Consider the following 20,740-nt stretch of genomic DNA (forward strand, 5'->3'; position numbering starts at 1 on the left):
ACTCAATCTGCCTGTACAATAAAAACTAAAACTCCGTGCCAAAGCACGGAGTTTTAAAGTTTAAGCATCTTATTTCTCTGGATATGGATCAATCATGCGAATCGTGCCGTCCGGGTTGTACGTCAACTCGGCAAATTTTACGCAGCGCTTGTAATCAACTCCGCCGGAAAGGGAACAATCGTGATAGAACAAATACCACTTTTCCTTGAATTGTACAATTGAATGATGTGTTGTCCAGCCCATGACTGGCGGCAAAATGGTACCTTGGAACGTAAACGGACCCATGGGATTGTCACCGATGGCGTACACCAACTTGTGCGTCGTTCCTGTGGAATAGGACAAATAGTATTTTCCATTATATTTGTGCATCCATGGTCCTTCAAAATATCTGCGATTCTCGTCCCCAGCGGTCAACGGATTTCCTTCCTGATCCACGATGGATATCTCCAGCGCCTCCGAAGCCATTGAGAGCATATCTTCACTCAGCTTTGCAACTCTTGGGCCGATCGCCGGAGAACCCGGAGCAGGGCCCTCCGCATGTTCCACATAGCTTCCAGTCTGCCATTTTTCCAACTGTCCCCCCCACAGGCCACCAAAGAGCATATAGGCCTGCTGATCCTCGTCCACGAATACAGCGGGATCAATACTGAAGCTGCCCTGAATATATTGCTCCTCTGGCTTGAACGGTCCTGCTGGAGACGACGACGTAGCCACGCCGATGCGGAAAATGCCATCATGGTCCCGTGCCGGGAAAAACAAATAGTAGGTGCCTTTTCTGTATGCGGCATCCGGTGCCCACATCTGACTGGACGCCCAAGGGACATCCCTCACATGCAGCACCTCGCCATGATCCGTCACGGGTGAAGCCGTGTCCGCCATAGATAGCACATGATAATCCTCCATCTTGTACTGATCTCCATTGTCATTTACCGGACCGTCGTGATCCAGATCATGGGATGGGTAAATATAAATGCGACCCTCGAACACATGCGCTGAAGGATCAGCAGTGAATATATGCGTAACTATAGGTTGATGCGGTTTAGGTAATTCGGACATACAAATGTCTCCTTCCAAAAGATATGCACTCCCGAGTTTCTCTTCGAGACTGCTATGGATCAAACGAAACGGTATTGATCCGCTCCAGCTTACTTGGGTACAGTGATTCGCGCGACACGCTGATAGGCTTCCTTGGGGCGATGCAATTCATCGAACAGGAATGGCCAGTTTTTCCGTCCTCGGACTGGGAAATTGTCCAGCCATGTGTAATCGTCGGCAGCCCCCCAGAATGTTACAGCGCTAATATGTTCCTTATATTCGTGAAGCAGGCGGAAGATGGATTCATATCGCTCAGCTTGTAATTCTAGCATCTCTTGTGAAGGCTGAACTAGATCTGTCCGCCTGTCTTCAAAGCGAAATACCGATACATCCAGTTCGGTGAGCTGAAGCTGCAGGCCAAGCTGCGCATAACGCTCAATCGCGGTGCGCATATCATCCAGGGAAGGATCATACAGATTCCAGTGTGCCTGCAGGCCAACACCATGAATTGGCACGCCTTGATCGAGTAACGAACGAACAAGCCGAAAGATGCGTTCCCGCTTCTGCGGATTGGATTCGTTATAATCGTTATAGAACAAAAGCGCCTGTGGATCTGCCTCATGGGCGAATTCGAACGCTTTGGCAATAAAATCCTCCCCGGCGATATCCAACCATTTGGATGGCCGCAGGAGCGCGCTTTCGTCATCTGCATCATCGGAAATAACCTCGTTCACGACGTCCCATGCATAAATAACGTCCTTGTATCTGCCAACAACGGTCTGAATGTGCTCCTTCAATCGCTCCAGCAATACATCGCGCTCCACCAGTCCGCCAGTTTCATTCTCGAACAGCCAATCCGGAGTCTGGTTATGCCAGACCAGTGTGTGACCGCGCAGCGCCATGCCTTGCTCTTTGGCAAAGGAAGCGATCACATCCGCATCCTCAAACGTATACAGTCCCTGCTGTGGATGCACACTGGAGAATTTCATTTCATTTTCTGCCGTTAGGCTGTTGAAGTGATATGCAAGCAATGAACGCTGACTTTCGATCGTCTTTGGATTCACTGCTGCTCCAATGTGAAAGCTATCCTTGTACAGGTCCTTCAGTGGAACCTCTTCTCGAAATGAACCCATGATTTCCCTCCTCTATTATTTCTAATTGACTAGCAGTTTAGCTCTTGTTATTGGCGGATTAGATCGAGTATTCGAACCAGTCGAATCGGGCAGGTGCACTGCTTGCCTGACCATTTCCGGTAGCATATAGTCCGACCACCGCCCCGGTAAAGCACATTTTGTGAACAAAATCCTCCGGGGAAATGGCTTGTGCCGAGCCTGAACCCAATACGGTCCAGTTCTGTCCGTCCTCGGAACAAGCCAGCTTATATTCCTTCTCTGTTGATTCAATTCGGAGCGATAGCCGCTCCGTTACAATCTCGCTCTCATGAACCGTGTTCGACTCTCCCCGCACCGTCAAGCGAGCAAAGAGAACGTTTCGTCCTTTCAACCGCTTAATTCCAATCTCATAATGTGCGTCCTCATCCCGTCGAACGCACAATCCCGCTTCTTCTCCATCGGCAGTTGGCATGAATGAAAGGCAGGTCGTAAAACTGGCATGACTATGCTGCTGCCTGCGACCTACAAACGTGATCTGACCGATGTCATCAAGACTTCCCGCCTGGCCATACAACGTCAGGTAACCTGGTTTTTCCGTAAGCATGCATACTCCTTCTGTCGGGTTGCGCACAAACATCCATTGCAACCCAAGCTCACCGTCGAATTCTTCCCGGCCGACAATGATGGCTGTATCGCTCTCAGGCAAGGAAGGCGATGCCACTGGCAAACGTTGGACCTTCATATCCAAACTCACTAGTCCTTCATTGTTGTCAATGTGCGGCCACCCCTCGTTCCAAACAACCGGTGCGAGGAAGGTTTCACGTCCAAGCACGCTATATCCATCCGCTGTCAAACGCACGCCAAGGAAAACGGCCCACCAGTCCCCATTGTGATCCTCCACCAGATCGGCATGACCCAAATACTGAATCGGATGATCCAGATGGCGATGGGTCAGAATGGGATCAGGATAGCGTTCAAAAGGACCATAAGGTCGATCGCTTCGGCCGATGATCTCACGATGCTCCTTAGCCGTCCCGCCAGAAGCGGACATCATATAATACAAGCCATTAATTTTATACAGATGCGGTCCTTCGGTCCACGGCCCGCCATCCCCATGCCACACAACTTGTGGCTCAGAGAGCGCCTCACCCGTGGCGATGTCGATCTCGTACTGGATGGCATGAGAATCGTAATCGGCGCCTTGTTGAGCGGTCACGTATACTTTGCCATCATCATCAAAAAACAGCGATGGGTCGATTCCCCCATATGGGATGCGAATCGGATCAGACCAAGGGCCAGCAGGGTTGGTTGCCGTAACGTAGAAATTGCCAATGCCTCTCACATCTGTCGTAATCATATAAAATGTTCCTTCATGGTAACGCAGTACAGGAGCATAAATGCCGTCTGAGCTTTTCCGCCCGGTCAAATCAAGCTGACTGACCCGATTCAACACATTGCCAATCTGCTCCCAATGAATGAGATCCCGGCTCCGAAAGATCGGCACTCCGGGAAAATATTCAAACGAGCTGCAAATGAGGTAAAAATATTGTTCCGCCTTTACGATGCTGGGATCCGGATAGAATCCGGGAAGGATTGGGTTGGCATAACAGATGGTATTCGTTTCGAGTTGTTTCATCTATTCCTTCACGCTCCCTACATTTAGTCCCACAACAAAGTATTTTTGCATAAACGGATACACCAGCAAGATCGGTACCGAAGCAACAATTGTAATCGCGGCTCGGATTGAAATCGGTGTAACCTGGGTGGAATGTTCCATACCCACACCATTGGCTACCGATGGATTGCTATTGGCATTCATACTGGAAGACAACAGCTTCATCAATTCATATTGCAGCGTGCTCAGCTCTTGACGCGAAGATGTGTACAGGAAAGCATCGAACCAGGAGTTCCACGCACCTACCGCAACGAAAAGCGCGATGGTTGCCAGCACAGGCTTGCACAGCGGAAAAATGATTTTCCAGAAGATTCTGAAATCTCCCGCACCGTCGATTTTTGCTGATTCGATCAGGCTTTCGGGAATCGTGTAAATATAAGTACGGATGACGATCAGGTTGAACGCACTGATCAGCGATGGTAAAACATACACCCAGAACGTATTGATTAAGTGAAGGTCCTTCATCAGGAAGTACCCCGGAATAAGCCCTGCATTGAAATACATCGTAAGTACAAAAATGGTCGTAATCAGTTTACGGAAAATATAATCCCGCCGGCTCAGCGTGTAGGCAAGCATCGTGGTCAGGAATATATTCAATACAGTGGACAGAACTGTACGCGCCACGGACACCAAAAACGCGTTATAGATCGTGCCTGACGCAAATACGGCTTTGTAATTTTGCATCGTGAAATCGCGGGGCCATAAATAAAGCCCCCCTCGGATGGTGTCGTTCCCTGCATTGAACGAAACGACAATCGTGTTAAGAAACGGGTACAACGTTACAATGACCAGCAAAATCATGAAAATCGTATTGAAGGTGTTGAACAGAAGTGGTTCGATACCTCTGCCACCCGGGCGGCGAACGGAAAGTGCCGCTGTATTTCCAGAACCAGACAATGGTGTTTTTTTCATCATTATAAAAGCCTCTCTTCCCCAAGCCGCTTGGCGGTCCAATTCGCGATGAGCAACATGGTAATGCTGACTACCGTTTTGAATATACCGCCGGCAGTAGCGAGCGAATAGTTGCCCTGGGCGATCCCGTATTTGAGTACAAAGATATCAATGGTCTCCGACCAGTCAACAACCAGTCCGTTGCCCAGCAAATATTGAACCTCAAAACCTGCTTCCAGAATATGTCCGATAGACATAATCAGCAGGATGACAATGGTAGGCTTGATTCCCGGCAAGGTGATGTTCCACATTTTTTGATAGCGATTGGCTCCATCAATGTCAGAAGCTTCGTACAACGCCGGATCAATAGAGGCTATGGCTGCCAAATAAATAATCGTGTTCCAGCCGACTTCCTTCCAGACATGGGACCCCGCAACAACTCCCCAGAAATATTTCCCTTCGGTCAGCCAGAGAATAGGCTCATTGATGAGATGCAGCCTCATTAAAATATCATTAATAATACCATCGGATGCAAGTGAGGTCGCTACGATGCCAGTAACGATAATCCATGATAAAAAATGGGGCAGATAAGAGATCGTTTGCACTGTCCGCTTCCACATGACCTTTTTGATCTCATTAAGCAGAAGGGCCAGAATAATAGCGGTTACAAATCCCAAAATTAGATTGATAACACTCATGGCCAGCGTATTACGCAGCACACGCAGGAAATTGTCATCGGTGAATAAAAATTGAAAATGCTTGAATCCTACCCAGGTTTGCTGGGAGAAGCTTCTCGCAGGCTTATAATCCTGAAAAGCCATTGTCCAGCCCCAGACAGGCACATAAGAAAAGGTGATAATATACGCGAGCAAAGGAACAGACATCCAGATCAGTTGTCTCTGCGCTTTGATGTTCTGCCAGGTCAGCCGTCTAATTTTCGGTTTTTTCTTTGGGCTGAGCGGCTTGCTGCCCACTACAATTTCCTCCATAATATCAAGCTCCCTATCCATCTTTATATTGTAAGGAAAAACGTCTAGCGACACATTTCCCACTATGACAATCCGCGCCCAGTGACATGTTTCTTTGAAAAATCAGGAAGGAAGGTAACCTTCCTTCCTGACAGCAACTTCTTATTTCACAGACCAGTTATCGATTCTCCACTGCAATACTTCATTGATGCGGCCTTCGAATACCTTGATATCCAGCTTTTGAATTTCGGAAACGTATTCGCTCCACACACTGCTGAATTCGGATGTGTTGGCCAAAATCGCTTTCGGCAAATATTTGGTTGATAATTCGTTCAGCTTCGTATTGGCGATTTTAGCTGGAGAGCCCTCAACCAGATCGACGGACCAAGCCGGGTAATAGATTGGGTTTTCCGGCGGATCACTGAAGAACTCTATAAAGCTGTTTAATCCATATGCATCCAGAACTTCCTTATCAAACGGTTTCAAGCTGGCCTGATATTCTTCCGGCTGATTGCTTGCTGAAGTGGCGTTGCCATCGCTGAAATAACCTTCCATCTTCGGTGCGGTTCCATAGAAAGCGTCTGCTTTGTTGGCCAGCTTCCAGGCCGCATCCGCAGCATTGTCGCGCTGTTCTTGTGTTTTCATGAAACGACCTTCGTCATTGACGTAATAGTCTTGATCCTGAATGCCCCAAGTGAGCGTCTTTTGCCAATCTTCTTCCATAAGCTTGTCGAGCGCTTTAATGATTTTCACAGGGTCCTTGGCACTTACCGTAATGCCGTAACCATTGTTCAGGTTAAGCGCTGCGCGATCGCGATAGTAGTCCTTTGTGCTGCTGTCGTATACCAGTGGGAAGCCAACGTATGTGCGTTCGATTTTGTCCTGCGTTATCAAAGAATCTTCCGCACTGCCAAAGTTCCAATGCTGGTCGAACATGCCGAGCACTGCGCCGCTGGACAATTTGGCCATGTACTGATCGTAGTTCTGGGCAAAAGCCTCCTTGTCGAGCAAGCCTTGTCCGTTAATTTCATTAAGCTTTTCATAGTATGTTTTGGCATAATCCTTGTCTGCAAAGATCTCTGCCTTGCCGTCGTTTACAACGACGCCCCCATCATTCGGATGACCGATCAAATGCTGTGGCGGGTTCAGCAGCCCCCAGTTTTTCCAGTCATAGTTCAGCACTTCAAAGCCAATGGTCGGCTTGCCGTCGATAGTAGGATACTTCTCCTTGTATTTCGCGATCAGATCAAAGTATTCGTCCAGTGTTTTTGGTGTTGGATAGCCAAACTCTTTCAACACAGCTTTTTGAATCCAGAAGGCAGGTCCGCTGTAGTAGGTATCTGACACCTCACCGTTGTAAGCACCGTAGTTAGGCAAGTAATAGATATGTCCATCGTTAGGGTCCTTCATCTGGTTCCAGTATTTCTCGTAATGCTTCTTCAGATTAGGCGCATGTTCCTCGATCAGGTCCTCTAGAGGAATGACCGACCCTGCTGCTGTCAGCTTGGTATCCGCAGAGATCAAATCGGGATAATCTCCTCCGGCAATCATGACGCCGAGCTTTTGGTTTTTGTCGCCGGCCAAAAATTCAAATTTGAATGTAACGCCAAGCTCTTCCTTGATTTTTTTGTAGATTTTGTTGTCAGCAGTTGGCTGTTGTCCGGCCTCGTTCAGGAATACCGAGATTTCTAACGGATTATCAGCACCAACCTCACTACCTTTACTGCTTTCCTCTCCGCTGCCTGAATTGCCACTTGAGCAACCTGCTAGCACAACGCTCAACGACAATAACAGTGTTGCCCCCATACGGAAAATTGATTTTTTACTGTCCCCCATAAAGCACCTCCAAAGTTTGATCTCACTGCATGAAAGCCCTTTCATTTGAATAATTTAATTATAAATTTACATCACTATGGAAACTATATTCGAATTATAGCTCTTTCCGAGAAAAGCTCAGGTTTTCTTGTATTCATTAGGAGACATGCCCATGCGTTTCTCAAATTGTTTTAAAAAATGATGGTAATTGGCGTATCCAACCTGTTCCGAGACCTCGCTATTTTTGTACTGATTCTTCTGCAGCAACCGACACGCCTCCTCTACCCTCAGGTTATGAAGCAGTTCATTGAATCCGATTCCATTTTTGCGAATCAACAGTTGCCCTAAATAGGCCGGATGCAGGAAGAAACGTTCCGCCAGCATCTTAATGGTCAATCCCTCCCGGAAATGTACATGAATATAATCGTTGATATCCTGTACAATACCCTGTGCTTCGAAGACGCTCTCTTTAAGCAAAAACTCAAAGCAGACTCTTCCACACGCATGCAACATGCCAACTAAATCATCAAAGGTTAACAGTGCTTCATCCAGATCCGGTATTTCGAACAAACGGTAATTCTCTGAATCTTCTGCCATTTGCGCCCTCATATAAGCCCGAATTTCATGAAGAAGGTAAATCACAAATTTTCGGGCTTCATCCGGGTGAACCCGCATCTGTCGAAAGGATTGCTCAATAAACTCCACAGCGGACTGGAAGTTGGCGTAATCAATGAGCTGAAGTGCTCCCAGTACTCGCTCGACCAGTTCGACCTGTTTGTTATGCCTTTGAAAATCGTGGTGCTGGAGATCGGCATAATCCATTATGCTGTTCCCTTGCATTTCATAAAAGGCGTGCAGCAGCGCCTTCTCTGCTGTTATTCGGGAGTTGCTGATAAGATGAAGAGAGGATTCGGTTGTGCCAATCGCCATATATGTACGAAAGCCCGCCAGACGGCGAGCCAGTGCTTCTAATTGTTTTCTTAAATTCCCGCTCGTTCTCTGAGGTTCGGAGGAAACATCGCCGAACACAATGGACACGAGATCATTTCGCAGACGAATGATATAAATGACATGTTGTCCGCTCAGAACCTCTGAAGCAATACTAATCAAGCGGCCAACCTCTTTCTCGGACACCTGAACCAGGCACACATTCCAGGATTCAGCTGACCGGGACAGGGACTCCATGAGTTGAGTACCTTCTGTAGACAGCACTTTGCCCATCAAAGCTTCCTTCATCGTCAACATTTCCTGCTCTCTCAATGCAATCTGTCCAATATAAAGCTGCTCTTGCTCCTTCATTAGTTCGATGCCCATCATGCGAACCTCGGACTTCGCCTGTTCCTCATCCAATGGTTTTAACAGATAACCGGAAACTTTGAATTTAAGCGCTTTTCGCGCAAACTCAAAATCGCTGTACCCCGTAAGAATAATAAACTTGGTCGACCAATTCCCTCGATGTCGCCATTCTTCAATCATTTCTAGTCCATTCATCACTGGCATATGAATATCAACCATAACAAGATCCGGCTTAAGCTCTTCCATTCGTTGCAACCCTTCCACCCCGTTGCCGCATAAAGCGCATACCTCAAAGCCAAGACTTTCCCATGGAATCCACAGCTCCAAGCCCTCTAGCGCCCATGGCTCGTCATCAATCAGCAGCACTTTAAATGCCATTGTCCCTACCTCCTTTTGCTCCCTGATACTCCAGCAGTTGTAATGGAATTTCGAAGGATACCTCTGTTCCCTCACCTATTCTGCTCACCAGGTTAAAGCTCACTTTATCGTCATAATACAATTCAAGACGACGATATACGTTGCGTATGCCAATATTACTTCCTCCACTCTCCTCTTTGCTCCGCATATGATACAGAACCTCTTGTAGCCGTTCCTTATCCATGCCTTTGCCATTATCGGATACAACAACACGCAAGCGCTCGCTTACAACTTCTGCTTTAATCTTCACATAGCCAAGTCCTTCAATGGCTTGAATTCCATGTTTACAAGCATTCTCGGCCAACTGCTGGATACTCATTTTTGGAATTCTATACTGCCTCGCCTCATCGCTAATATCAATGTAATATTCAAACTTATCTCGAAAACGGAATTTTTCAATTCCCATATACATGACCGTAAAACTCATTTCCTCTTCCAGAGTGACCACATCATCCTTCCAATTCAACAGGCGGCGAAGCAACTTGGAGAGGTCCTTAATAATATCTTTGACATCCGCATAATTGTTTTTGGTGCTGACCACCAGCAGCGCATTAAGTGTATTGAATAAAAAATGAGGATTCATCTGGCTTTGCAACAAATTTAGCTCAGCGCGAATGCGCTCGGCCTCCTGACTCCGCTGCTGAATTTCAAGCTTGTACACATTATTGATCAGGGAATGGATCTGCGCGGTCATCATATTAAAATTACGAATTAAATGACCTATCTCATCCTGTCCACCATCAATGTTGATCAGATCAAATTTCTCGTTCCCCACCTTTTGCATATGTCTGGACAGACGCTTTACTCGATAATTGTATGAACGCAGCATGACATAGATGAAGATGGAGGTAACCAAAGTAATGATACCGGCCAACATGCCGAAATAAAGCTTCATGGAGAACATCGCTTGTTTGACACGTGTTTCCTGAGGCACGCCGATGAGCTTCCAACCTTTCACATAGCTGGCATTACCAATCGGAACGATATGTAGATCCTTTTCCGCTACCTTGCTCATATCGAACAACGCATAATCACTGTCTACCTCGCCCTGATACTTGTCATCTGCAGACACAATAATCTGATTCTTGGCGTTGACCAGATACAGGTCCAGCGAACTTTTCTCTCTCGCAATAACGTCATAGAATCGATTAAGGTAAAAATCAATCCGCACCAGCTTCTCGTAAGAATTGTCTACGTTGTAATAGTCCATTTTTTCAATCACACTAAAATATGATGAGGTCGCCGCGCGATCATTCGCCGCCTGATCGCGATAAGCGAGCACACTCAGTGATTCCCCTGCCTTTTCCCATTGTCTGAACCAGGCACTGGCATACATTGAGCTGTCCAAATAATAATAATCTCCTCCAGACACGATGGTTGGGTTATTCGTGTAGATGCCGATTCGCTGGATCTGATTGTTCACGGGTATATAAGATGTCACCCTATGGCGAAGCTGTTCATCGAACGTATTGTAGAAATCCAGTTGACCATTGTACACACGATCCATGGATTCGGACAACAGCTTGTCCGTGATTAAGGCGTGACTGACAGCGATACCCCCGTCAATCATGGTGTGAATGTCCTTTCTAGCCCGCTCCAGCGATATTTGCAAATTCTGTTCTTCCCGTTCCTTGATCAGCCCTGACATACGATCCATGAACAAATAATTGCTTGCAATAATCGGAAGCAAAATACCGATAACATATATCAGCGTAAACTTGTAGTTCAAAGGAATATCGTTCACGATGCCGCGCAATCGGAATTTCTTAAACATGTCTTCAATCGCCATCCTTCATTCGTTACTTGTCGAGTGGATCTATGGTTGTTTCCGATATGCAGAAGGAGCCATGCCCGTCATGCGCTTGAACTGACTTACAAAATAGTCAGCATTGGGGTACCCTGAGTTGACCGCAACTTCGGCTATGCTGGAACAGCTCTGACGCAGCAGTCTCTTGGCCTCCTCGATCCGTTTATCATTCAGATATTCCCGAAAAGACTTGCCAGTCTGCTGTTTGAAGGCTTGCCCCAAATAATTGGCATTCATATGAAATTTCTGTGCAAGTTCTTGAAGCTGAAGCTTCTCCCGAAACTCATGGTTAACATACTGCACCACACGAAAAATGGTGCTGCATTCCTTTTCTTTCCGCTGCTCCTGCAAAGCTCTCAAAGCGTTGAGACTTAATAAAAGTGCATATTCCCGAAATGCAGGAAAGGATTCAATGTCGGTTAAGACGCCCAACGTATGTTGTAACTGCAACACAAACCTCTCCACATCTCCATCCAGCTCCTTCAGTTGCTTGAGAACTCCCATTTCAAGGGCAAGCAATTGCACCCGAACATATTCTATATCCGACGCAGGAAGCCCTGAGTCTGGATTCACCAGCAGTTCATGTACCTCTTTCTCCAGTCCATCCTCCTGACCCGTTAAAATGATTCTAAACAGGTTAGTCAATGCTTTTTGGTTCACAGTCGCCATGCTGCCATCCCTTGGCAGATCTTGATCGCAAATAATGCCGCTCCCTATCTGATAACGCTTCCATTTTAGCGCAGAAAATGCTTTTTCATAGGCCGTCCGCATAGCAACTACTCCACCTGAATGATATGCAAATGCCACAATAATTGTTGCTTGACTGGAGTACATCTCAAACAGGGTGCTCCCTAACCTCTCAAGCCAACTCAGAGAATCATCCATTTCAGCAGCAAAGACCCCAATTCTTCCTTCAACATCCATATAAAGTTCGTAGTGCTGAACGCTAGCAATACGCTGTATCTGTGACTTGATGTCCTCATGGCAAGCATCTGTTTCAATTAAAAGGCAGGCCATGTTCTCATGACCTTCCATTTGCATAATACTTTTCACTTCAGCTTGCAGTTCACTGCTCTCCTCACCCCGAAACAGGCGGTTGAACAAACAGTTTACATATAAAGTGCGCTCGTGTTGATGCAATTTCTCTGAGGCAAGCTCGTTCTGAATTTTACGACTCATCTGTTCTAATACGTTTTCAATCTCAACCTCATCAATGGGTTTGAGCAAATAATCCTCTACACGCTGTTCCAGCGCTGTTTTCGCATAATCGAAGCGTTCGTATCCGCTTAATATGACAAATCGCGGCGGTTTGGCTAATTTTTGTATAGAACGATCAATCAGTTCAAGTCCGCTCACCGAAGGCATATGAATATCTGTAAACACCAGGTCTGGCTGAAGATCCTCAATAATGGCCCAAGCAGCGTTTCCGTTCTCGGCTTCTCCACAAATTTGAAAACCGTATTTGTTCCAATCTACCATTGTTCGCAGACCTTCCAGTACCCATGGCTCATCATCCACCAACACAACATTCATCATTCTTGTTTCCCCCCGTTAATAGTGATGAATAATCTGCTTTTACCTTGGACACAAACATGGATCATTGCACACTGGAAAATGTTTATCTGTAGCTTTATGTACCCATTCGAAGATTATTCAGGTTCAGTTCAGTCATTGTACACCTCAATTAGCGACTTTTATATAAGCATAACATCCGCGAAAAGAAAACCAATACTTCAAACCAATTCACCATAATTTTTAAAGAAAATGCTTTAATTTGAAGAGTAACCCAGCTTGTATGCACGCCCTGACAACTGATCTAATGTCTATGAGCAAGGATGTTGATCAGCTTACCAAATGGATCTCGGACATAGAATCGACGAACGCCCCAGGGCTCATCCGTAAGATCATATTCTATTGTGTAACCAGCACTTTTCATGCGTTCATACACTACATCAACATCATCGACTTCAATCGAAAGATCAGGTGTAGGTGTATTGGAGCCCCCTTGAGTGGCGATACTTATTTGAACGTTCTCCTTTCCGAGTAATCCGTATGTTTCAATCCAACCATGATTCATCAATAAATCAAGTTCAAGCACGTCTTGGTAAAAGCTTTTTGCTGCTGAAATGTTCTGCGTATTAATATTAGCGACAATTCGTTTTACCCTCATTTTCAGAACCTCGATTCAAATCGTATATTCTTCGCAAGCCCAAAGCCAAATCCTTATTTTACATTATCATCTAGTACCACGTTATTCAATTGGAAACCAAGAAATCGGTTTTGAATAGGTTTTGTGATCCCTAAATGATTGTATGATACCTGGTTAGAATCTGATGTGTCGAATAGAAACGCAAAAGACCTTAGCTCGCTGTAATTTTTACGGGCGCCAAGGTCTTTTAAATTTGTTATTAATTACATATTTAGTTAAAAATGATACATCTAATTCTCAGCTATTTCGATTCAAGAATGTATCGATTCCATTTCTGCTGCCAGGCTATATCGTCCCAGAAGGGATGATGCGGCGCACAGTTTGAGCACAGAGTCATTCCCCAGAAGCCAAGAGTCATACCTTTTCGTATTGCGTACTCTGCAATAAATTTCCCGACAGGCCCTTCCTCAAATCCGGCTAACAGCGGCGTATAACCGACATAACCTTCTCCAATAACGACTGGTAACCCGGAATGAACGGCCCATTCGTGAGCTTCCTCCAAGCGCATATCTGCCTTTTGCAGCATAGCCAGCTTATGTTTACCATAATGGTCGTATAAAAAAAGATCCCATTTATCCGGCTCCACCCAGTCATGCAGATAGAGCAGTCTTAGCCCTACCGGATTGCCTTCCATCCTCCATTCCTGGCCGCGCGGCAGCGTATACTCTTCGAATGGAGGCGCATCCTCCCGCAGGATCGATTGGACGAGCATGCCCGGAAAAGGCGCCTGCTCATCATCCAGTCCGGCTGCTTCGGTTAATTCATTCAATACCCCTTTGATATACAGATGGAAATGTGCAACCTGTAAATTTCCCGCTACATAGCATTTGGGATATGCTTCGTTTAATGTATAGCTTGCTGTCATCAGGATATCCGGATGGACCCTTCTGAGATATCTGACAGCCTCTTCAATATACGGCTGCATGGCTTCCACAAGTGCTGGTATATTGGATGGGACAATACCTTGAGTGATTCCTATGGCGGTCAATTGCCCGAACTCCACCTCATTATGCAGCTCCGCATAGATGATCTGTTCCTCGTATCCTTCCGCTTTTAAATAGCGGATAAGCTGATCCAGGGATTTGGCAATAGCCATAAACCGGTTCTCCGGAGCGATGGCAGCCAGCTCGTCACGCAGTGCGGGAAAGGTCAGGAAGCTGGGGCTCTGTTGATATTCCCACGAAGATAACATGATATAACAACCATGGGCCTTGGCCTGTCTGAACAATTCTAGCAAATGAGCATGCCCGTCCAGCACGGCGCCGCCCCGGCAGTTGTACCAGCGTGTTCGCTGCCCGATCTCTCCAAGGCTGCCAAAGTGTAGCGGGCCTGGCCGCTTGCCTTCCGCCGTGAACAGTAAGAAAGGCATCGCACAGATTCGGATCGTATTGTAGCCTCTCTCCACCGCTTCCTTAAATCTTGCCTCAAGATCGCTGTACGGCTCTCCCGGTAGGGTCATGGTGTACCAGGAGAAATCCCACATGGTGATGGTCAGTTTGCGCGGCAACCTGCCAGGCACGACATCCATTATCATCACACCTTCTTTTTTGTTTTTAGCAATACCGTTTTCTTTCTCTATAAGCCAACCAATGGACAATATCTCATTGATAATGGACTATCAAGGTTAAACTCCTTCGCGCAATTGCCGAGGATACCTTCTATGGACCATCGCCCCTTGATGATTAGGCTCCATTTCGAGAACCAACTCAAGTTCGGTTTCGGCTTCTTCATCACGGCCAAGCCCCAGAAGTCCCAAGCCTCTCATGTACCGGCAATGGATTACATTGCGACGGTTCAGGTCATCTTCAAATACCAGAAAGTCTGGCAAGGATACGGCAAAGTAATCCATTTTGATGTCATCAAACATATGCTTTTCAGCATAATCAATCAGTTTATTGAAACAGCGCTTGGCTTCCTTCGCGTTATGAAGCTTCAACCAAGCCAACCCCTGATAGAAGATCATCTCTGGCGGCTGATCGTTGTAGAACAACGCACTTGTCGGCTCAGCAAGGCCCTGTGAAGCTGTGGTGTAACTGGAGATGGCTTCTGTTTCCCGCTGCAGACCTTCGTAGACCATGCCGAGATAATAATAAATATGATTCTCCTGAGTTCCTTCCAGCTTTCCTTCACCCAAATTCAACGGATAAACTAATGCTTGTTTTAAATGCTGAGCTGCTGCTTCATAATGACCGTTTTGCAGCGCTTGTTTACCAAGCTCGGTATGAGCCAACTTATATTGCCCTGTCACTTTCCCCTCTCCACCTTCCCAAGGATGGAAATTGCGCTGAGACAAGGCAGCAAGTGCTTCTTGATAACATTCAGCATTGTTTAGCAGGGTTACGTATTCCACATACAGATCATCCCGTTTCTCGACCAGATCTTGCCTCTCTTCAAGGATATGGAGACGTTCGTCTGCTGACCACGCGAGCTTCTTACGAAGCTGATCCAGTTCAAAGAAAATACGACCATCATCCGGTGCACAGGCAAAGGCCTGTTCAAGCGAAGTCAGAGCTGCTTGCGGATTGTTCTGTTTGTTGTAATAGGCCAACCCCAAATTGCGGTGTACAGTTGGATAATCATCTCGCAGTTCACGTGAACGCTCCCAGCTCGCAATCGCCTCGATAGGCCGTTTCTTATCATAATAGAAGTTTCCGAGATAGTAATGAGCCCTGTCGTCCTTCGGATTAGCATGAACAGCACTTTCCAGTAGCTCAAGTTCAAACAACGTGTTCGGGAAACAATAGGTTGGATTGGCCGAATGTCCCTTACGGCGAGCTTCATGAGCATGTTCATGTTGTCCGGTACGTTCATATAATTCACCTAGTGCATAATACAGCATGGGATAGACGGATTTTTCCAGGTTCACAATTCTTTCCCCTACGGAAATGGCTTCTTCATAGAAACCGCTGTTCATATAGTCTGCGATGACATGCAAATAGTTGTGAGCATCATTTCTCATCAATCGCTGCAATTCAGAGAGAATACTTTGTGCAGCAGCGTTATCCCCTAAAGTCGTAAGAGCCAAGGCCAACTCATTATATGCTCCAAAATCCGCGACATCCAGTTCAATGGTCTCAAGCGCATATCCTTTTGCTTTATCAATCAGCTCAAGCTTGCGCAGCAAAGCGGCTTTCAGATTACGTGCTTTGTAGTTTCGTGAATTACGGATGAGTGCACGCTCAATCTGCTCCAGTGCCTCGGCGTACTGGCCTTTCATGCTGGAAATCTGAGCTAGAGAGAAGTACCCTGCATCCTGCCACGCTGCCGACCATACCGATTTGTGAAAAGCAGTAAAAGCTTCATCCAAACGGCCTTGGCCACGAAGGGCTACTCCCAGCTGATAGTAGGCCTCGCTGTCATATGGGTTCGGATTGCGCCAGGTCAAACGCTCGATTGCTTTGCGGAAATATTGCTCGCTGTCTACATATAATCCACGGCGAAGCAGTAGGGTTCCATAAGCTACATTTAATCGGATATCACCGCTATCCCGATTCAAGCCTTCCAGATAGTAGGCTTCGGGCTCAAACGTAGCATGCCGGTATTGCTCCAAATGCTGGCCCGCCAAATACAGCTCTTCGGTCGAACGCAGTTGTTCTGGTGCTGTCAGTGGTCTCGCAGCTTCGGGGACCCGCTCAATATCCGGACGTTTCGGTTGATAAGAAATCAGTAATCTGCCTTCCCTATTTCGGACGGAAAGCTTCAAATCATGCTCCTTCTCCCCGCTTTCCAGCGGTACGACCTTCAGATATGCATCTACCGGGGATAATTTAACGGTCTCTTGTACATACCGGGTTGCTGCTCCACGCAACTCCACAATGGCATGTTCAAGTGCAGAGGTTGCATATACCCTAATCACTGCCTCTCCGGCTTTAACGTCAACCTCCAGATAGACGGCTGCTTCAATGGAGGCATTTTTTACGACACCTATGTTTTTGTAAGGCATGAAATACTGGCTGAAGGTCTTCTCCTCGTAAGGTTGAAGCCAAGTGAAGTCTGGCTGATTGTCTGTGTACACTCCAGTCATGAGTTCAATGTACGGGCCATCCTCATCCGTCAATTGACGGTCCCACGCCTGACCGAACTCTCCGTTCCCCCAGGTCCACTGTTTCTTGCCGGGAGAAATATGATGATTCGCCACATGCAGCAATCCTGCCTCTGCACTGTGATCATATGCACCGACGAAATTATAATCGGATTTGTAAGCCATATACGAAGTCGGAACCGGGATGTTCTTATACCGGGAAATATCTACGCCTTCCGAATAATCCTGTTTGTAATAGGTTCCGGTAGCGATAGGGAAACGCGAGACATCCCTTTTGCCATGATCAAATACAGCCGTTACGTCTGGAGGAAACACGGATTGCGTATATTCATTAACCGCTACAGCCGGATTTGCCCACCACAGGAAGGTCTGCGGCTCAGATGTCCGGTTGTATAATTGAGCATTGATCTCCAAGTAAGCCTTGTCCGGATAGAGCTTGAAGGCCACTGTAACTTTCGTGCCGTACATCCGGTCAATCTCACTTACCCATACTGTAGCACTGCCATCTTCCGTTGCTTCGTATTTGTATTCAACCGGACCGAACGTATTGGGGCGGTGATGCTGGGGCCAGTTAAATTCAATTCCCCCGGAGATCCAAGGACCGGCAAGGCCCACCAACGCAGGCTTAATGACGCGGTTATAATAGACGAAGTCATAATTGTTCGTCTTATCAAGCGCGCGGTAGATTCTGCCCCCGATATCCGGCATGATCTCAATACGGATATATTGATTTTCCAGAATAACCAATTTGTAATTTTTATGATGCTTCACGTCCGAGATACTCTCAATCACTGGATGCGGATACACACGGCCGGAACTTCCCTGATAGACTCTTTTCTCCAGAAACATAGGGTTGGGGTCAGCTTCACCCGCCTCATATGTAGGTATCAACACGTTTGTTTCCCACACTTGAACCTGACTGGATCCGGTTGATTTCTCCTCCAGTGTACGATCCACAGCCTCATGCTTCATGTTAGAACGGCCTCCCTTATCTTGATAGTTATACTGTATCTTCTGGCAAGAAAGGTTCCAATTGACGAAATGCGGGAAGTGATGGATTATATTCTTATTCTGATTATTAATTACGGGGGTAACTGGAATGAGTCCTGATCATATACGCAAGCCTGAAGGATTTGTAGAGGAGAAGTTATATGTACTTCCGGAATATTGGATGAGAGAACTGGAACAGGAGGAACTGACTTCCACCTTATTTATTACGGATATCGGTTATTTTGCTAATGCTCAATATCATTTCAGGGAGCGTCTGGAAGGCAGCTCGTCACATATTTTCATCTTTTGCGAAGCGGGAGAAGGATGGGTCGAGCTGAATCATGGAGAACGATTAATCATGCAGCAAGGCGATATGGTGATAATCCCACCCGAAACTGCACACCGTTACGGGGCAATGCAGGAAGATCCATGGAGTATATACTGGTTTCATTTCAAAGGAAGTCATGCGAATAGATTGGTAAAGATGTTTGGTTTGTCTAACGCTTCACTCTCTTTATCACCAAGCGGCAAAGCCCGTTTAATGGAATGGTTCGTACCTACCTATGAAATGCTGGCCGAGCGGACATACGCCCTGACTACCCATGTACATGTGGCCCAAACTACAAGACAGCTGCTCTCCGGGATTGGTTTGAATGCCATCAAATCGGCACAAGAGAAGAAACGTGAAACTTATTTGGAACAGGCGATTCAATACATGAATGTACATATGAGTGATTCTATTTCTCTTACGGAATTGGCTAATCATGTCGGGGTATCGAAACAGCATCTGATCTTTCTATTTAATTCTGAAACTGGCATCGCTCCCATTGAATATTTCCTGCGGCTCAAAATTCAGCGGGCTGGTCATCTTCTCGATCTTACCGAGCTGAGCATCAAGGAAGTCAGTTCGGCAGTAGGCATTAGTGATCCCTATTATTTCTCTCGGCTTTTCAAGAAGATATCGGGATTCTCCCCTTCCAGCTATCGGAAGATTCCAAAAGGTTAGTCCGCAGAAATCCCCCCTTCTTTCCTTGATTACACACAATAAAAAAACCGTTGAATCTTTGAATTAAAGTTCAACGGTTTTAAATTCAACTAGGATCAACATATTCTCAATTAAAATCAGGATCAGACTGCGTATGTTGAGACGTGTGATGCGAGACTTTTTTAACTAATAGGAAGTACGTGAGAATCGCAACGAGACTGGTCATTAATAAAGTGAGTCCTAATGGGACCGCAGTGTCTTCTCCTGCAATACCTACCAGAGGAGCCACCAACGCGCCTAGAAGAAAGGGAACAACGCCGAGCAATGCTGCTGCACTTCCGGCCATCTTGGCTTGGCTCTCCATGGCAAGTGGGAATGCCGCAGTAGACGTAATACCTATGGAACAAACAAAGAAGAACAATGGAATGACCAAAGCGAAAAGCGGGCCATGAGCTATAGTTACCACCAGAGCAGCAACGCTTGCCACTAAAGCAAGCCACAGTCCAGATAATAGAAGAGTCTGCTCAGGTATACGCTGTGCCAATCGACCTACGATTTGGGAACCGATGATCAAGCTGATTCCGTTTGAAGCAAACAATATAGCGAATACAGTAGGTGTGACTCCATAAATATTTTGGTAAATAAACGGTGTTCCTGCTACATATGCAAAGACCCCAGCCGTCATGATTCCCTGTGCCAGCATGTAACCAACAAACTTGCGGTCACGTAGAAGCGTTTTGTAGTTCCCCAACTGTTGTTTGAAGTCAGGGGCCATACGTCGTTCAGGTGGGTTTGATTCCTTCAAACCCCATTTTGTCATGATTAATAAGAAAATGCCCAAAACTGAGAGTGAGATAAACACACCAATCCATGTCGTGAATGAAAGAATGCCACTTCCAGCGATCGGTGCTGCCAAAGGCCCCAAATTCCCTACAAGCAAAAGTAGAGAGAAGAATTTAGTGAGTTCATGTCCACTGTAAAGGTCTCTAGCTATCGCACGAGAGATGACAATCCCTGCTGAAGCCGCAAATCCTTGAGTGAAACGGAACAAAATCAATAGTCCGATATTAGGAGCAAAAGCGCACGCCAAGGAACAAATAATATAGGCTGCCATGGAGATTAACAGCGGTTTACGTCTCCCGTGAGCATCACTCAAAGGACCCATAACGAGTTGTCCCATACCTAGCCCTAATAAACAAGCTGTAAGACTAAACTGTACGAGTGATGCGTTTGTATTGAAGTTTTTTGCAATCTCAGGAAATGCCGGTAAATACATATCAATCGTAAATGGACCTAAGGTTGAAAATAAACCCAACAACAAGGCCAGGCCATATACATTCCAATTATTACTCTTTGTCATTATTCTATAAATCTCCAATTCATTACTTCATTTATTTTATTTGAATCCCCGTTGCAATACATTTGCGTTCATTCCTTTTCCTGTTCACACCCCCATTAGTTTAAAGGCGAAGAATTCAAATGAGTTTGATCTATCTAC

At 46.2% G+C, this 20,740-nt stretch carries 14 protein-coding genes; 1 reads left to right on the forward strand and 13 read right to left on the reverse strand.

Annotated elements, in window-relative coordinates; all coding sequences use genetic code 11:
• Positions 1-69 precede the first annotated feature (69 nt).
• From Q0V21_RS00450 to Q0V21_RS00505, 12 genes are all read right to left on the reverse strand, one after another.
• A complete protein-coding gene (locus Q0V21_RS00450) occupies positions 70-1,056 on the reverse strand; it encodes a glycoside hydrolase family 43 protein (RefSeq protein ID WP_301877066.1) in 987 nt (328 codons plus the stop codon).
• A gap of 89 nt (positions 1,057-1,145) precedes the next feature.
• Complete coding sequence (locus tag Q0V21_RS00455; RefSeq protein ID WP_301877067.1) at positions 1,146-2,168, reverse strand: endo-1,4-beta-xylanase; 1,023 nt, start codon at positions 2,166-2,168, stop codon at positions 1,146-1,148.
• 58 nt (positions 2,169-2,226) lie between these two features.
• Positions 2,227-3,783, reverse strand: coding sequence for a glycoside hydrolase family 43 protein (locus tag Q0V21_RS00460; protein ID WP_301877068.1), 1,557 nt, complete (start codon positions 3,781-3,783; stop codon positions 2,227-2,229).
• Positions 3,784-4,737 (reverse strand): carbohydrate ABC transporter permease, encoded by a 954-nt coding sequence (locus Q0V21_RS00465; RefSeq protein WP_301877069.1) that lies wholly within the window; start codon positions 4,735-4,737, stop codon positions 3,784-3,786.
• Positions 4,737-5,702 carry an ABC transporter permease gene (locus tag Q0V21_RS00470; RefSeq protein WP_301877070.1) on the reverse strand — a complete coding sequence of 322 codons (966 nt, stop codon included), beginning with the start codon at positions 5,700-5,702 and terminating at the stop codon, positions 4,737-4,739. Before Q0V21_RS00470 ends, Q0V21_RS00465 begins: the two co-directional genes overlap by 1 nt.
• A 141-nt stretch (positions 5,703-5,843) precedes the next feature.
• Positions 5,844-7,517: an ABC transporter substrate-binding protein gene (locus tag Q0V21_RS00475; protein WP_301877071.1), complete on the reverse strand. Its 1,674-nt coding sequence runs from the start codon at positions 7,515-7,517 to the stop codon at positions 5,844-5,846.
• 117 nt (positions 7,518-7,634) lie between these two features.
• Positions 7,635-9,170 (reverse strand): response regulator, encoded by a 1,536-nt coding sequence (locus tag Q0V21_RS00480; protein WP_079348998.1) that lies wholly within the window; start codon positions 9,168-9,170, stop codon positions 7,635-7,637.
• Positions 9,160-10,983 carry a sensor histidine kinase gene (locus Q0V21_RS00485; RefSeq protein WP_079348999.1) on the reverse strand — a complete coding sequence of 608 codons (1,824 nt, stop codon included), beginning with the start codon at positions 10,981-10,983 and terminating at the stop codon, positions 9,160-9,162. Before Q0V21_RS00485 ends, Q0V21_RS00480 begins: the two co-directional genes overlap by 11 nt.
• Positions 10,984-11,025: 42 nt before the next feature.
• Positions 11,026-12,552 (reverse strand): response regulator transcription factor, encoded by a 1,527-nt coding sequence (locus tag Q0V21_RS00490; protein WP_301877072.1) that lies wholly within the window; start codon positions 12,550-12,552, stop codon positions 11,026-11,028.
• 280 nt (positions 12,553-12,832) lie between these two features.
• Positions 12,833-13,186: a VOC family protein gene (locus Q0V21_RS00495; RefSeq protein WP_079349000.1), complete on the reverse strand. Its 354-nt coding sequence runs from the start codon at positions 13,184-13,186 to the stop codon at positions 12,833-12,835.
• 280 nt (positions 13,187-13,466) lie between these two features.
• The gene (locus Q0V21_RS00500) at positions 13,467-14,753 is read right to left on the reverse strand and encodes a cellulase-like family protein (protein ID WP_301877074.1); all 1,287 of its coding nucleotides are present in this window, start codon (positions 14,751-14,753) and stop codon (positions 13,467-13,469) included.
• Between the two features lie 96 nt (positions 14,754-14,849).
• Positions 14,850-18,239, reverse strand: a complete 3,390-nt coding sequence (locus tag Q0V21_RS00505) for a tetratricopeptide repeat protein (RefSeq protein ID WP_301877075.1) — start codon at positions 18,237-18,239, stop codon at positions 14,850-14,852.
• A gap of 127 nt (positions 18,240-18,366) precedes the next feature.
• Between Q0V21_RS00505 and Q0V21_RS00510 the strand changes: the two genes are divergently transcribed.
• On the forward strand, positions 18,367-19,263 hold the full coding sequence (locus Q0V21_RS00510) for an AraC family transcriptional regulator (protein ID WP_301877076.1): 897 nt from the start codon (positions 18,367-18,369) through the stop codon (positions 19,261-19,263).
• Between the two features lie 106 nt (positions 19,264-19,369).
• Here Q0V21_RS00510 and Q0V21_RS00515 read toward each other — a convergent pair whose 3' ends face one another.
• Entirely contained in the window at positions 19,370-20,602 is a 1,233-nt protein-coding gene (locus Q0V21_RS00515) for a multidrug effflux MFS transporter (protein ID WP_301877077.1), read from the reverse strand.
• Between the last annotated feature and the right edge of the window lie 138 nt (positions 20,603-20,740).

Origin of the sequence: Paenibacillus sp. 11B (assembly GCF_030487755.1) — a bacterium.
Lineage (GTDB): Bacteria > Bacillota > Bacilli > Paenibacillales > Paenibacillaceae > Paenibacillus > Paenibacillus vandeheii.